At 46.2% G+C, this 14,340-nt stretch carries 16 protein-coding genes; 2 read left to right on the forward strand and 14 right to left on the reverse strand.

Annotated elements, in window-relative coordinates:
- Positions 1–17: 17 nt before the first annotated feature.
- Genes aroA through crcB (ASG85_RS01655) form a run of 3 tightly spaced genes read right to left on the reverse strand, consistent with a single transcriptional unit; the run spans position 18 to position 2,079 of the window.
- Positions 18–1,316, reverse strand: coding sequence for a 3-phosphoshikimate 1-carboxyvinyltransferase (gene aroA / locus ASG85_RS01645; RefSeq protein ID WP_060645200.1), 1,299 nt, complete (start codon positions 1,314–1,316; stop codon positions 18–20).
- Between the two features lie 26 nt (positions 1,317–1,342).
- On the reverse strand, positions 1,343–1,702 hold the full coding sequence (gene crcB / locus ASG85_RS01650) for a fluoride efflux transporter CrcB (protein WP_060645201.1): 360 nt from the start codon (positions 1,700–1,702) through the stop codon (positions 1,343–1,345).
- Positions 1,703–1,704: 2 nt separating this feature from the next.
- Complete coding sequence (crcB, locus tag ASG85_RS01655; protein ID WP_060645202.1) at positions 1,705–2,079, reverse strand: fluoride efflux transporter CrcB; 375 nt, start codon at positions 2,077–2,079, stop codon at positions 1,705–1,707.
- 109 nt (positions 2,080–2,188) lie between these two features.
- Between crcB (ASG85_RS01655) and ASG85_RS01660 the strand changes: the two genes are divergently transcribed.
- Complete coding sequence (locus ASG85_RS01660; protein WP_057302950.1) at positions 2,189–2,479, forward strand: rhodanese-like domain-containing protein; 291 nt, start codon at positions 2,189–2,191, stop codon at positions 2,477–2,479.
- Between the two features lie 49 nt (positions 2,480–2,528).
- Here ASG85_RS01660 and ASG85_RS01665 read toward each other — a convergent pair whose 3' ends face one another.
- A complete protein-coding gene (locus ASG85_RS01665; protein WP_156396372.1) occupies positions 2,529–3,044 on the reverse strand; it encodes a shikimate kinase in 516 nt (171 codons plus the stop codon).
- Positions 3,045–3,192: 148 nt separating this feature from the next.
- Between ASG85_RS01665 and ASG85_RS01670 the strand changes: the two genes are divergently transcribed.
- Positions 3,193–3,516 carry a hypothetical protein gene (locus ASG85_RS01670; protein WP_057302951.1) on the forward strand — a complete coding sequence of 108 codons (324 nt, stop codon included), beginning with the start codon at positions 3,193–3,195 and terminating at the stop codon, positions 3,514–3,516.
- 14 nt (positions 3,517–3,530) lie between these two features.
- Here ASG85_RS01670 and gndA read toward each other — a convergent pair whose 3' ends face one another.
- The 10 genes from gndA to ASG85_RS38580 form a co-directional block, all read right to left on the reverse strand.
- Positions 3,531–4,943, reverse strand: coding sequence for an NADP-dependent phosphogluconate dehydrogenase (gndA, locus tag ASG85_RS01675; protein WP_057302952.1), 1,413 nt, complete (start codon positions 4,941–4,943; stop codon positions 3,531–3,533).
- A gap of 32 nt (positions 4,944–4,975) precedes the next feature.
- Positions 4,976–5,743, reverse strand: coding sequence for an SDR family oxidoreductase (locus tag ASG85_RS01680; RefSeq protein ID WP_057302953.1), 768 nt, complete (start codon positions 5,741–5,743; stop codon positions 4,976–4,978).
- A gap of 61 nt (positions 5,744–5,804) precedes the next feature.
- On the reverse strand, positions 5,805–7,373 hold the full coding sequence (gene gntK, locus ASG85_RS01685) for a gluconokinase (RefSeq protein ID WP_060645203.1): 1,569 nt from the start codon (positions 7,371–7,373) through the stop codon (positions 5,805–5,807).
- Positions 7,370–8,641, reverse strand: coding sequence for a lactate racemase domain-containing protein (locus ASG85_RS01690; RefSeq protein ID WP_057302955.1), 1,272 nt, complete (start codon positions 8,639–8,641; stop codon positions 7,370–7,372). Before ASG85_RS01690 ends, gntK begins: the two co-directional genes overlap by 4 nt.
- An 18-nt stretch (positions 8,642–8,659) precedes the next feature.
- Positions 8,660–9,664 carry a LacI family DNA-binding transcriptional regulator gene (locus ASG85_RS01695; protein WP_057302956.1) on the reverse strand — a complete coding sequence of 335 codons (1,005 nt, stop codon included), beginning with the start codon at positions 9,662–9,664 and terminating at the stop codon, positions 8,660–8,662.
- A 539-nt stretch (positions 9,665–10,203) separates the two neighbouring features.
- Positions 10,204–11,505: a 6-phospho-beta-glucosidase gene (locus tag ASG85_RS01700; RefSeq protein WP_060645204.1), complete on the reverse strand. Its 1,302-nt coding sequence runs from the start codon at positions 11,503–11,505 to the stop codon at positions 10,204–10,206.
- Positions 11,506–11,517: 12 nt separating this feature from the next.
- Positions 11,518–12,510, reverse strand: a complete 993-nt coding sequence (locus ASG85_RS01705) for an N-acetylglucosamine kinase (protein ID WP_060645205.1) — start codon at positions 12,508–12,510, stop codon at positions 11,518–11,520.
- 37 nt (positions 12,511–12,547) lie between these two features.
- Complete coding sequence (locus tag ASG85_RS01710; RefSeq protein WP_060645206.1) at positions 12,548–13,540, reverse strand: LacI family DNA-binding transcriptional regulator; 993 nt, start codon at positions 13,538–13,540, stop codon at positions 12,548–12,550.
- A 119-nt stretch (positions 13,541–13,659) separates the two neighbouring features.
- The gene (locus ASG85_RS01715) at positions 13,660–13,971 is read right to left on the reverse strand and encodes an extracellular solute-binding protein (RefSeq protein ID WP_060645207.1); all 312 of its coding nucleotides are present in this window, start codon (positions 13,969–13,971) and stop codon (positions 13,660–13,662) included.
- Positions 13,908–14,192: a hypothetical protein gene (locus ASG85_RS38580; protein ID WP_162257232.1), complete on the reverse strand. Its 285-nt coding sequence runs from the start codon at positions 14,190–14,192 to the stop codon at positions 13,908–13,910. The genes ASG85_RS01715 and ASG85_RS38580 overlap by 64 nt, the downstream gene beginning before the upstream one ends.
- Positions 14,193–14,340: the final 148 nt, after the last annotated feature.

Here is a 14,340-nt window from a genome sequence, read left to right on the forward strand (position 1 = left end):
TTCGTTGTTTTGGGAATCTATGTCTCACTCACAAGTTCAACCTGAGCACCAATGGAACGTAAATGGTCAAAGTACTGCGGGTAGGACTTGGCCACATGATGGGCATCATGAATGATCAAACCCTTCTCAGAACGAAGACCTACAACAGTTAAAGCCATAATCACTCTGTGATCGAAATGAGCATTAATTTCGACTCCGCCTGTAACACCTTGTGGTTTACCATGCACGATGATTTCACTTTGGCGTTCTTCTACATCAGCTCCGGCTTTACGCAGTTCGTTCAAATAATCAGTGATACGGTCGCACTCTTTATAGCGTAAATTTTCGACATTGTAGAAACGGGACGTACCTTCTGCAAATACAGCTGCTGCAACCATAGCTAGTACGGCATCTGTAAAGTGATCCCCATCAAACTCACCAGCAACCAGCTTCTGGTTGCCTTTCACATGCACAACACCATTGTCATGAGTTAAATTGACACCCATTGCTCGCAGGACATCCACACAAGCCTTCTCACCCTGCTTGCTATTCTCTTCGAGACGAAGAACGCGTACATCAGAATTCGTTACAGCCGCAGCTGCTAGAATCGCAGCAGAGCCCGGGTAATCGCCTTGAATGACATATTCTTTGGCTTGATAGGATTGTCTACCTGGAATGCGGTAGTGCATAAGGTCTTCGCTGGCGTGCACAATAATTCCAGCCTGTTCTAATACTTCTAGTGTTTGACCTACAATAATTTTGGATTTCAAATCATGCAGCACTTCAATCTCACTATCCTCTTCTAGCAGAGGTGTCATAAATAAGAGAGAGCTTAAGAACTGGGAACTGACATTACCTGAAACAGTGAGCTTGCCACCGCGTGGTTGTCCCCCTTTAATAGTTATCGGCAGACGTCCGTTAGAATGTTGTACTTCCACACCCATTTGTTGCAAAGTATCAATGAGATCATCATGCGGACGCTTGCCCAAAGATTCGGGATATATGTTTACAAATGTCACATCAGGACAAAATGCGGCTGTGGACATCAAAAAGCGAAGTACAGCTCCGGCATTTCCTACATTAAGTTCAGAAACATTCTTGGGATGCTTACCAAAACCCGTAATAACGATTTTCTCATCATCTTCTTCAATAATTGCGCCCAAATCACGAACACAACGTCTCATGGCATCACTATCTTCACTATGAGCCGGATAATAGATGGTGCTCGTCCCGTCTGCAAGTGCTCCAATTAGCAAATAGCGGGTTGTGTAGTTTTTGGAAGAGAGAGCGTTTATTTCCCCTTGTAGATGGGCGGTTGGTTTCACGATGGCTTTCATGTCGTTGATATCTCCTTCGTAAGAGTTTATATGTAATATCCGAGGAAAGTCAGTAGAATTCCACCGGTATAACTGAGCAGTGTATATAGGATCCAAGCTTGCCATAGTCCAGCACGGAGCTGATTCATGCTTTCGAGATTCAAAGTGGAAAAAGTGGTAAAAGCACCCATAAAACCCGTGCCGATCAACAGTTTCCAATCGTCAAATGCATGATATCTCATCAACAAGCCAAGCAAAAAACAACCCAAAAGATTTATTGTCAGTGTACCATACGGAATAGAACTTGGGAACCTGTTGGCAATGTAAGACCCTAGCTGAAATCGGCAAATTGCGCCAAAGAATCCTCCAAAACCTACCAGGCAAATGGGCCATAACCATGTCATCATGATCAACTTACGCCCCCTCGAACTGACTCACCTATATGCACACCCAGCCATGCAGCACCGAGTCCTCCCCATAAACTTCCCAAAACATAAAGAGCGGCAAGGATCATATGCCCATGTTTTAGCATGCTCATGGTTTCATAGCTGAAGGTAGAGAACGTAGTAAAAGATCCAATAAAACCTGTTGTTATCGGTAGTCGAAGTTTAGTAGATATGGGAAACTTTTCGGCGAATGTTATAAAACCAAGTATCAGACAGCCGGTTAAATTACAAAAAAAAGTTCCCCAAGGAAAAACGGACGCCGTTGTAGGATTCCATAGAGAGGAGAGCCCAAATCGGGCAATGGCGCCTAATATCCCGGCTAAACCAATGTACAGCATGGTCACACAACTCCTGTTATTAACCGTAGGTTTGACATCTTGACTTTTTGTTTCTATCATTACTTGTAATGGGGTTTCTTCCCAACATATCAAGCATGGAGGTCCGAAAATGGATACGATTTTACCTTCCGAAATCAAAGAAAGACTGGACCGCGGCGAACAACTAGCGATTGTCGATGTTCGCGAAGATGAAGAAGTAGCTGCCGGTATCATCCGAGGAGCTAAACATATTCCGCTAGCTCAATTGCCAGATCGCCTCAGCGAAATTCCCCAAGTCGAAGAGCTTATTCTCGTTTGCCGCAGCGGAAACCGCAGTGGGCGCGCAATTAGCTTCTTGGAGGCTCAAGGCTATAAAGGTCTTAAAAACATGACAGGCGGCATGCTGGAGTGGGAGGACTAAGCTTCTAAGCTTGTCCCCTCCTCCTAATATAGGGATCTTTGAGTGGAGCTCAAAGTCTCTCCGCTTCAACTTGCTGGATGATAAGTGCTGTAATTTCGTCCGTTGTTAATTGCGTAGTATCAATAACCGCATGCGCGAAGTCATAGGCAGACTTACGTTGTTCAAGGAGCAGGTGAACGCGTTCCTCTAAATTCCCCTGCAGCAAAGGACGACTGGTATCGCTGCTCACTCTTTGAATGATGATCTCAGGTGCTGCTTTCAGTGCTACCACAAAGCCATTCTGCAGCATACAAGCTCGGTTACACTCGGCCAGCACTGCGCCACCGCCTGTAGCCACAATTTGTCCTTTACGAGCTAATATATGTTCCAACGCCTTACTTTCCAAAGCGCGAAAATGCGATTCACCATGATTACGAAACAAGTCAGAAATGCTTGTCTGATGCTCTTCTTCCAGAGCTGCGTCTGAATCTTGAAAGATCCATCCCAGCTGGTCAGCCAGCTTCTTTCCAACTGTTGACTTGCCAGTCCCCATAAATCCTACAAGTACAATATTGCTTGCTGTCACATTAAATCCCCTTTTCCCATATGCTGTTCATACAAACTTTCCCAACATCATAACATAGCCAAATCGACATGAATACAATCCACCAAAAAATCATATAGTAGTGTGAATAAATTCCAGCACAAACAGTTAAGATTTTAAGAGAGACCATATGCCGACAAGGAGAGATGGAGCTTTGAACCCAACTGTTGCCTATCAAAACCGCACAAAAGGCAAACTGGAGCAAATTTTACACCCAAGCTATACGCTTTGCAAAGAGGATGTTGTGTGGATACTGGAGTTTATTAAGAAAAAAGTGGCTGAAGAAGACCCGCTTATGCAAGGTCTTACTCAACCACGATTATTAAGAAATTTTCGCTATTTTGCCGAAGTCTCCCTGATGCTCATTCACAGACGGAACGGCTTTGATCAAGAGGCCGATCGTTTGAAAATGTGGCTGCGTGAAGCGGCATACGGTTTGCAGGAAGAGGCTTAAAAGGCCTTATCCTCTTAGTTTTCCATCCAATTGAAGTGGAAGGAACCTTCTTTGTCCACACGTTGGAACGTGTGTGCTCCAAAATAATCGCGCTGCGCTTGCAGCAAGCTAGCTGGCAATCTTTCTGTACGGTAGCTATCGTAGTAAGCAAGTGCCGATGCGAAAGACGGAACAGCAATACCGCGGGTAACCGCTTCTGCAATGACTTGTCTCCATGATTGTTGATAGTTATCAACGACACCGTTGAAGTAAGAATCAAGCAGCAGGTTTTTGAGTCCAGGCTCGTGGTCATAGGCTTCCATAATATTTTGCAGGAATCTAGCACGAATGATACAGCCGCCACGGAAGATCTTTGCGATGTTGCCATATTTCAGATCCCAATTATATTCCTCGGAAGCAGCTCTCATTTGAGCAAAGCCTTGGGCATAAGAACAAATTTTACTTGCGTAAAGCGCTTGGCGAACAGCCTCGATAAACGCTTTGCGATCGCCTGTAAAGGCTGGAGCATCAGGTCCTTTGAGCACTTTGCTTGCCGCTACGCGTTCTTCCTTCATCGCGGAGATGAAACGGGAGAATACGGATTCTGTAATAATGGAAAGCGGTACGCCAAGATCCAGAGCACTTTGACTGGTCCATTTTCCTGTTCCTTTTTGGCCAGCGGAATCCAGAATAACGTCAACCATAGGCTTGCCGGTTTCAGCATCATATTTGGTGAAAATATCACGTGTAATTTCGATCAAGTAGCTGTCCAGCTCGCCATTGTTCCATTCTGTGAAGATCTCGTGAAGCTCTTCTACGCTTACATTCAGAACATCTTTCAACAATTGGTAGGCTTCGCAAATAAGCTGCATATCGCCATACTCAATGCCGTTATGCACCATTTTCACATAATGACCAGCGCCATCAGGTCCGATATAAGTACAGCAAGCATCGTCGCCCACTTTGGCAGAAATCGCAGTAAGAATAGGCTCAACGAGTTTATATGCGTCTTCTTGTCCGCCTGGCATAATAGATGGGCCTTTAAGCGCGCCTTCTTCACCGCCGGAAACACCTGTACCAACGAAGCGAATACCTTTCTCAGCAAGCTCTTTATTTCGGCGCTGTGTATCTGGGAAGAACGCATTACCTCCATCGATCAGGATATCGCCTTTATCCAAAAAAGGAACAAGTTGGTTAATGGTATCATCAGTAGGACCGCCTGCTTTAACCATAATCAAAATTTTACGCGGAACTTCAAGTGATTGCACGAATTCTTCAATGCTGTATGTACCTACTAATTGTTTGCCTGGGGCTTCTTGCAGAAGCTCTTTTGTTTTTTCAGCAGAACGGTTAAAAACGGAAACAGTGAATCCTCTGCTCTCAATGTTTAAAGCCAAGTTTTTACCCATAACCGCTAGACCGACTACACCAATTTGTTGTTTAGACATCTCTCTCATACACCCTTCCGATATATAAATATTTAAATCGTCATCGCGCCAAAACCGCCATCCACTCTTAAAACAGAACCTGTAACAAAGCTAGAAGCTTGTTCAGAAGCAAGGAACACAGCAGCACCCTGAAGCTCAGACGCTTCACCGAATCGATTCATAGGCGTATGACGCATAATGGACTCGACACGTTCCGGCGACAGAATCTTACGATTCTGCTCCGCTGGGAAGAATCCAGGAATAATCGCGTTAACACGAACGCGGCTCGGAGCGAATTCACGGGCTAGATTCTGCGTGATGTTATTGACAGCTGCTTTGGAAGCGGAGTAAGTGAATACACGGGAAAGCGGAGGATCTGACGAAACGGATGAAATATTAATAATACTTCCTCCTTCTCCTCGATCAACCATGTATTTCCCAAACACTTGGCAGGCTAACACGACACTTTTCAAATTAACCTCCATAATAGAATCCCATTCTTCCATGGAAATGTCAAAGAAAGGCGTGGCACTATTTTTGCCAGGGCAGTTCATTAGAATATCCGCACCGCCGGACCAGGCGATAACTTCTTTGAGAACAAGCTCCAAATCTTCCCTTCTCGTTGCATCCGCTTGAAAGGTATTTGCTTCCCCGCCAATAGCTTCAATGCTCTCACGAACCTGATCACTTTTCTCTTGATTACGACCGACGATGGCTACTTTCGCTCCGTGTCCAGCCAAGGCAAGAGCCATAGAGCCTCCAAGTGTGCTGTTGCCGCCAATAATAACTGCTGTTTTCCCTGTAAGATTGAATAAATTCATTGTCTTCGTCCCCTCCGGCATTTTGCTTGGCAAACCTTCTTAACAAGCCTAAGCTAATTTATCATTGAGGGCTCCGTAGGTGCTGTTGTTGAAAGGCGGTAATCGCATCGAATTGATCTTTTAACTGATGATATACGCTTGTATAAATAGATGTCAATTGTTGATAGATGCGATAATCGTTTTCATTCACCTCGTGAGCCTTTCCTACCTGAATCCATTGATGAGCGTGAGTTAGATCTTCGATTTCCCCCATTGCGAGCAGTCCTAGCAAAGCTGCTCCGATCCCTGAGCTTTCAATCGAATCCGGAACCGTGACGGATGTGCCGAGCATATTCGTCATCATCTGGCGCCAAAAATCAGATCGGGCAAATCCGCCGGACGCGCGAATCACAGTGGCAGGTCCCATAAGCCTTTCCAAGGAAGCGCTAACTGCTTGGATCGAGAACATGACGCCCTCGAGCGCTGCACGAATCATATGCTTCTTCTGATGGCTAAGTGAGAGCCCGAAGTAAACACCGCGTGCATTCGCATTCCAATAAGGCGCACGTTCACCGGAAAGCAGCGGCAGGAACAGCAGGCCATCAGAGCCCGCAGTCACTTGTGACGCAAGCTCCGTCAAATAATCATAGGGATCGATTCCCTGGCGGCAGGCTTCTTCGGCTTCCGCCGTAGCGATCTGGTCTCTCACCCAACGGAAAACGATACCGCCGTTGTTGATCGGTCCGCCCACGACCCAGAAGTTTTCTGTTAGCGCATAGCAGAACAGCTTGCCTTCGGGGTCGGTTTGCGGTTTGGTGACGACGCTGCGCACGGCACCGCTGGTGCCGATGGTGACAGCAACGACACCCGGCTCGAAAGCGCCAACGCCGAGATTCGCGAGGACACCGTCGGACGCGCCGATAATGAACGGCGTGTTCACGGACAAGCCCATTGCAGAGGCTAACTCGGCGCTGAGCCCTTCTACGCGGTACGTTGTCGGCACCAGCTCAGAAAGCTGCTCCGGCGTCACACCGGCCTGACCAAGCGCTTCTGCATCCCAATCGAGCTTCTCCAGATTGAATAGCCCTGTTGCACTGGCAAGTGAGTGGTCAATGAGATAACGACCAAACAGCTTCGCGAAGACATACTCCTTGATGCCGATGAACTTGTAAGTTTCCTTGACGAGCCCTGGCTCGTTATCACGGAACCACATCAATTTAAGAAGAGGTGACATCGGGTGAATCGGCGTTCCTGTCCGCGAGTAAATCTGCTGACCTAGTCCGGTGCGCTTAAGCTCCTCTGCATATTGCGCACTGCGATTATCCGCCCATGTGATGCATGCAGTCAGTGGCTTCGTCTGCTTGTCAACAGCAATGAGACTGTGCATGGCCGAACTGAAGGAGACGCAGAGTACTTGGTCAGATGTGATATTAAGCTTGCGAACAACAGCGCCAATACCTTGCACAACGGCATTGAAGATTTGTTCTGGATCTTGCTCGGCCCGATCAGCGGCCGGTGTGAAAAGGGGATATTCAATCGAGTGCGAAGCTAGAACTCGACCATCCCGATCGATCACGAGTGTCTTCGTGCTCGTTGTCCCAATATCTGCCGCGATAATGTAAGGCTTATCTCTGACTGCGTCAACTGTCATTTGCTAATATTCCCCTCTGCATCAAATGAAAGTTCATATGGTTCTGATAGAATTTCAATATCCGGATGCTGACGAGCTGCGTCTAACAAATTTACGGAAATTTCAATTTCGCCCAGATGAAGTGTATCTTGAATCCGAACTAGTTTGCACGTCGTGTAATCTAGGATGTTACATGTTTTAACGGCTGCCTTGATCGCGTAGAAATCGTTCTCCAGCGTTGTTGCGATCTTGGTAGGCGCACAGACGGTTGATGTTAATCCGTTCGCGTAAGTGAACTCCAAATTCGTTTTATCCACTAGTCTTTGTGTGGTGAAATCAGCCGTCCCTACACCGTTGGCGTTACCCTTCGTTTCTGGCGTTAAGTCCAGTACAACCATTTTGGCAACATCTGGACCGCCATGCGCGTAAGGAGTTGGGTAGCGGCCGGTAACATTGGGATCCATACCATCGCCGCTAATATTTTTGCCAATATAATCAATCACAAGGACATCGATTTCGTCGAATAAAATTTTCGGCAGACGCGATTTCGCTTCAATTAGCAATTGTTCCTCACGCACTTCAATTTCAGCAGCAGGCAGCACTTCCACTTGGCAAGTCTCGTCATAGGCATTTTCTACTAGCGCGACACCGAACACGATGGGCAGCTTCTCGATCATCAAATTAGCCATGGCCGGCACATTCTCTGCCATGTATTTGAAGCCAAGCTGATGGCAGGCTTCAGCGCCTTTCTGCTTGCCTAACCCGATGGCGATCATCTTCATGATCCCGCTCTCAATACGTCCGCGAAACGCCGTATGCGGCTTCACACGGTTAATAACGACGATAGCATCTGCCTCTGAAGCAATGCGATCTACATAAACAGGCAAGCCGTTAGGCAGCTGATCGATCTGTACAACTTCCATGGAAGAACGAATAGGCGCGCCCATCGAGGCTTCCGTAATGCCAAAATGCAGTAATACTTCCGTCTGTCCCTCAGCTGTAGCACCACCGTGACTTCCCATACAAGGAACGATGAACGGGAACGCACCTCTATCTTTAATAGCGTCAATGGTCGTTTTGGTGAAGCCTGCAATATTAGCGATCCCTCTGCTTCCCACAGCAACAGCAACCTGTTGTCCGGGATGTATGCTTTCCATAACACCACTGCTGGCAAGCTTATTCACTAATTCCAACTCTGGATTTTCCAAAATGGTACGATCAAACTTCTGCCGAATCTTAACCATTGGTGGAATCGGAATATCATTTAATAACTCTCTCAGAATGCTCATCAACTAATCCCTCTTTCCTTATGGTGTCAATAATCGTACAGATTCCCGCACGATCAACTCTGTTTTTAATAGCAATTGCTCCGTTTCGTGCTGCTTGTTCTCTATATTTCCAAGAAGTCGCAAAGCGCCTTCTCTGCTAATTTGCTCAATCGGTCTGCGAACGGTTGTCAGTGCTGGGGTTACGTAGGCTGCGAATACCGTGTCGTCAAAGCCTACCACTGAGATGTCGTTAGGCACGTTCATCCCGGCTTCCGACACCGCTTTCATCGCCCCAAGCGCCATTTCATCATTACAGCAAAATACGGCCGTCGGTCTTTCATCCAGCGTCAGAAATTGCTGCATGGCTTTATGTCCACTCTCCAGATCGTATAAGCCCGGCATGCGATAGGCGGGTGGAACGGTAATCTGGTAATGCCTCATGGCTCGTTCGAAGCCGTCTTTCCGATTCTGCGCAGATTTAAATCCTTTGCGACCCTCAATGAGAGCAATACGCTTATGTCCCTGCTCAATCAAATAAGAGGCTGCCAGAAATGCGCCTTGCTCCTCATCGGAGAGAACATTCAGCACGCCTGAAGTTTCAACAGGGCGATTCAGCACAACTTGCGGGATACCTTTACTGGCAATATGGTCAATGATGGCTTGATCGTCATCACTCTGACTGACAACAACAATGCCGTCGAAGCTTTTCCGCGTAATCGAGTGAAAGCTGGTGTAATCGTCAATCCCTTTCACGATCAATTGGTAACGATCCTGTATGACACTGTTGACACCACGGATAGCTTCATAGAAGAAGCCGGCGGAAGTTCCTTGACTTAGTGTGGTAAAGAACAGTCCTAAGTTATACGAACGATCCAGTACCAAACTCTTCGCGCTGTAATTAGGCGTGTAATCCATCTGTTCAGCGATGATTCGGATGCGCTCCTTCGTCTCCTCTTGAATGAGCGGACTGTTGTTCAGTGCTCTGGAAACCGTTGTATGAGACACACCTGCAAGCTTGGCAATATCCTTAATGGTAACGCTCATACCCTCACCTCTATCTGAAGCATATCACATCTATGCACACGTTAACAATAGTCTTTTTTGCAGTGAAAAAAAGGCTTTCGCTCTCTTTAGAGGAGATTGTTTGTAAAGGTTGACGCAAGCTTGTTACGCTGCCAACACACCTTACTCACCCGTAGCATTGTTGTACGTTGTACAACATTTTGCAAGCAAATCCATGTTCTTCACGCGATTGTTGCAGAAAATACAACAAATCATCCAAAAACAGCCCAATTGCCTATAAAAGGGCTGAATTGTTGTACAGCATACAACATCTTCAGCTTTGCTTGCTCAAAACAAGGAAATTGTTGTACGTTGTACAACTTCCCTTCCGATTCCCCCACTTCTCCCATAAATCAGGACACAAAAATAACCATGCTAAATACGGGGGAATAATCGGGGGAATCTTCACTACCCCAAACCATAACCAAAGATAAATAAGGGATAAGCGAAGCTTACCCCAAAACATATAAATTCTTATCTGTCAAAAAAACTCCCTTCTCAGGGAGCTTCCTCTTCTTGTATTATTTGAAAAAAGCCGGTAAATACGCTTTATTCTTCTCCAGCATTTCTTCCATAAGCGTCTTAGCTACTGCCACTGACGGCACCAAGGGATGATGAACCAATGCTTGTAGAACGAGATCTCTACTGCCTGTAACGGCTGCTTCAATGGTGAGGCGTTCATATGTTTTGACTGCATGAATAAGGCTTTTGATATGTTCGGGAACTTTGGTCAAGCCCATTGGAATAGGGCCATTAGCTGTAATGACACAATTCACTTCAATACAAGCATCTTTCGGCAAAAAGTCGATGATGTTGTCGTTCATAACGTTCAGCGTTTGGATATCCCGCTTGTCATTGTAAATGGAATCCATGAGATTGACAGCTGCTTCGGAATAATAAGCGCCCCCGCGTTTCTCCAGCTGTTTTGGCTTCTCCTGCAAGTCAGGATCTTGATAAAGCTCGAACAATTCATCCTCAACGCGTTTCACAACTTCCGCCCGAGTACCGTTTTCTTTGAGCGATGCCAGCTGTTCTTCGAGCATGATATCCGTCATGTAAAAATATTTCAAATAATAGGAAGGCAGGGCTTGGAGCGAACGCAAGAAATCCGCATCCCATTCGCTTGCCGGAACGTTTTTGCCGCTATATTCTTCTTTGCGATCCAGCAATTCAGCTAATTTATCCTCGCCTCTGATTTCAGCGCGTGTTACCCAGTGAAGATGGTTTAACCCAACGAACTCGGTGTATATCTGTTCAGGAGCAGCATCATACTTGTTCATTAACCACTTCTGCAAGCCGATCGGCGCATTGCAAAGGCCTATGCTTTTCACGTTGGAGTATTTATGAATAGCCTCAGTCACCATACCTGCAGGATTCGTGAAGTTCAGCAGCCACGCATTAGAGCTCAGTTCTTCGATGTCCTTACAAATATCAAGCAGTACAGGAATCGTGCGAAGTGCTTTCATCATCCCGCCCGGACCGGTCGTTTCCTGACCAATAACGCCGTATTTATTAGGAATATGCTCATCCCATTTACGGGCTTCCAAAAGACCTACGCGCATTTGCGTACTTACGAAATCGGCATTTTCGATCGCTTTTCTGCGATCCAAGGTTAAGTGCACCTCGATCGGCAAACCGGACTTCTCGATCATTCTTTTCGCCAAATTACCGACGATTTCCAGCTTGTGCTTACCTTCTTCCACATCCACAAACCAAAGCTCTCTTACAGGCAGCTGGGCATATCTTAAAATAAAACCTTCTACGATTTCCGGCGTATAAGATGAACCTCCGCCAATGATGGCAATTTTCAATGCATCTCTCATTGCACTCACTTCCTAGTCTTGTCTAATAATTTGTATGGTTTGATAATCGGACACGGCCCGGAGTTTCTCGTAAACTTCTGTTGTAACGGGGCTGCCTGCGGCTTCCATCGCCATCCAAACAGCGCCAACCACAGGTTCGACGTTCAATTTCACAAGTGTGGCTTTGGGGGCGACTTCGCTTACTGCCTTTTCAATATATGAGTGAATAAAGGGCCCATCACCTCTTGCAATGACACTGCCCGCAAGCACAACTTGAAAAGTCTCTTGCTCCATGTTTAAACGTTTAATTACAGCTGTGGCTGACTTGCCAAGCTCTTCACCTTGCACCCTGAGAATGCGGCAGGCGACCTCATCTCCCTGCTCTGCAGCTTCAAACACCAGTTTGGTCGTATGAAGCGGTACGGATTTGTTGTTATCCAGAAAGTCATCAAACATATCCTCCACCGAATTGTAGCCAAGAAACTTGATCAGCAGCTCAGTCAGCTTCGTGGGCTGCTCCCTGCCATCCCATGACCGAATGACAGAACGAAACGCCTCCACGGCGAGAGTGCCTCCTCCGCCAAAATCACCAAACTGATAGGTAAAGCCTCCACATTGAAAAAACTCACCCTGCCTGTTCCTGCCGGCACTGTTCGTTCCACTTCCGCAGATTAGAACAACGCCAAAAGGCTGGGATGTACCGGCACGCAAGGCAATCATGGTATCACAATCAATCCCATAATTCGTGAATCCCAGTCCACTAATTAGCGGGCGAAGGATCGTATAATCAATCGGTCGATCTGCGCCAGCAAGGCCGAAAAAGGCATTTTCAATGTCGCTGTGCGTAAGCCCCGCCTGCTGTAGAGCCATAGCTACGGAGCTTGTAATATTTCCGAGTGCTTGTTCTGCACCAAGCTGATGATTGCCATTGCCGCTGTGCCCTTTACCGAGGATATGTCCCTGTTCATCTGTTACGAGTGTGTAGGTTTTACTCCCGCCTGCGTCTACACCCAAATAATATTTCATGCTTTCAACTCCTGTTATATATCCATCATCTCTAGTTTCATTTTCTTCTTGTGGTGGATTCTCGAATGATTAATTCCGGCTCCAATTCCACCGTTATATTACGTTTAGCTGTACCATCAATCCACTTGAGCAAAATATCGACGCCGTGTTGCCCCATTTTGTCCGCCGGTTGACGAACGGTTGTTAACCTGGGGCGGAATTCCTCCGAGAAAATCTGATCATCAAAACCAACAATGGACATATCACGCGGTATTTTGTAGCCCTCATTTTTGAGTGCGTCCATCACACCAAAAGCCGTCAGATCATCTGCGGCAAATACCGCACTCGGAAGTTTCCCCGACTGAATCCAGCGACTTGCTGCTTGATAACCAGAGGTGATGCTGAAATTACCTTTTTCAATCCAAGAAGGATCCAGACCTGCCTCCTGCATCGCACTGACGAAACCGCGCCGCCGCTCGCTGCTGCTTAAATAGGGTTCAAGCCCGGAAATATGGGCAATCTCCGTGTGGCCTAGGTCAATTAAATGTTTCGTGGCTTCGTAGCCGCCTTTATAATTATCAATGATTACAGAGGAAATCGATGGATGAATATGCTGATTATCCAGCATGACGAAAGGAATCTTCTTCTTTTTCAATTCCATGACATAATCATCCTCATGAACCGGCGAGAGCATAATAACACCGTCCACACGGTCCTCTTGGAACATGGAATTATCGAAAGATGCGAACACGTCTGTTGATATCGAAAGCGCTAAGAAGTAACCTTTTTCAGCAAGCCGATCGTTAATCTCTTTGACTACTGCATCCAAGAAAGAATCATTTAATGTGGTAATGCCGAGTCCAATGATACCCGTCTTGCCACGAGCCAAGCTTCGTGCAGCTGCATTCGGATGATAATCTAACTCTTTCATCGCTTGCAGCACTTTTTGGCGATTTTTTTCACGTACGGTGCCTGCTTGATTAATGACTCGCGAAACGGTGACAACAGACAAACCGCTTCTCTTGGCAACGTCAAAGATGCTTACTTTCATATCAAACAACTCCTGTAGCTCTATAATTGCAGTAATCAAGTCGATTTACAGCATGTTTCCAAAGTACCACAATTAGCATTTCAAATGCCATGATTTACCGTCAACTTTATAAATGTTCATCACATCATCCGGAACGTTATATTCGGAAGCTTTGAATCCATCCGCCTGCATGATCGAGCTAGGTCAGCGAGCATCCCTTTGTTGTAATACTCCATAAATCCGCCATAACCCCAATGAGAGGTGACGTCAGGTGAATTATTTGCAGCAATAGAGGATTGAAGCTTGGAATCAAATTGCTCGTAAGGGGTTTTCGTCACTTTGACCTTAATGTTCGGATACTTCTTCTCAAAGTCTGGAATCAATTTCTCTACAAAAGTACGATCCAGCGAATCGATTGTGTAATGCGTGATGGTGACTGGCTCAACGCCCACATCGCAAACTTCTGATCGAGAAGCCAGTGAATCGGCTCAATACCGAAGAAGGAAACCCCATAGTTGAATAGTCCAGCCTGTGAGTTAAACACCCAGAAAAATAACAATGACAATGAAGCCGATGATCCAAGGTGAAACGAACAGATAGAAATATTTGCTTTCTCGACGACTTCCTCTGCTTGTGCCCAGCGAAACCGCTCCTTCCACTGTTTTCTTTGCAATGAGTTCTAAGTCCCTAAAGTTAAACCGCTTAAACTTTTAGAGTTTACTTCCCCCCTTGTTTTAGAAATTGAATACAAACTAGGTTGGTTTCAAAAATGATTCCCTCAAAAGTTAAATCGCTTTAACTTTCATGAATTGATTATATAC

The organism is Paenibacillus sp. Soil724D2 (genome assembly GCF_001427935.1).
Classification (GTDB): Bacteria; Bacillota; Bacilli; order Paenibacillales; family NBRC-103111; genus Paenibacillus_E.

Bases quoted from the DNA above. Each gene is read 5' to 3' on its own strand.
- crcB (WP_060645201.1), bottom strand. From the start codon at position 1,702: ATGATGACATGGTTATGGCCCATTTGCCTGGTAGGTTTTGGAGGATTC.
- crcB (WP_060645202.1), bottom strand. From the start codon at position 2,079: ATGCTGTACATTGGTTTAGCCGGGATATTAGGCGCCATTGCCCGATTT.
- ASG85_RS01670 (WP_057302951.1), top strand. From the start codon at position 3,193: ATGCCGACAAGGAGAGATGGAGCTTTGAACCCAACTGTTGCCTATCAA.
- gntK (WP_060645203.1), bottom strand. From the start codon at position 7,373: ATGACAGTTGACGCAGTCAGAGATAAGCCTTACATTATCGCGGCAGAT.
- ASG85_RS01660 (WP_057302950.1), top strand. From the start codon at position 2,189: ATGGATACGATTTTACCTTCCGAAATCAAAGAAAGACTGGACCGCGGC.
- ASG85_RS01695 (WP_057302956.1), bottom strand. From the start codon at position 9,664: ATGAGCGTTACCATTAAGGATATTGCCAAGCTTGCAGGTGTGTCTCAT.
- ASG85_RS01710 (WP_060645206.1), bottom strand. From the start codon at position 13,540: ATGAAAGTAAGCATCTTTGACGTTGCCAAGAGAAGCGGTTTGTCTGTT.
- ASG85_RS01705 (WP_060645205.1), bottom strand. From the start codon at position 12,510: ATGAAATATTATTTGGGTGTAGACGCAGGCGGGAGTAAAACCTACACA.
- ASG85_RS01700 (WP_060645204.1), bottom strand. From the start codon at position 11,505: ATGAGAGATGCATTGAAAATTGCCATCATTGGCGGAGGTTCATCTTAT.
- ASG85_RS01690 (WP_057302955.1), bottom strand. From the start codon at position 8,641: ATGAGCATTCTGAGAGAGTTATTAAATGATATTCCGATTCCACCAATG.
- ASG85_RS01680 (WP_057302953.1), bottom strand. From the start codon at position 5,743: ATGAATTTATTCAATCTTACAGGGAAAACAGCAGTTATTATTGGCGGC.
- aroA (WP_060645200.1), bottom strand. From the start codon at position 1,316: ATGAAAGCCATCGTGAAACCAACCGCCCATCTACAAGGGGAAATAAAC.
- gndA (WP_057302952.1), bottom strand. From the start codon at position 4,943: ATGTCTAAACAACAAATTGGTGTAGTCGGTCTAGCGGTTATGGGTAAA.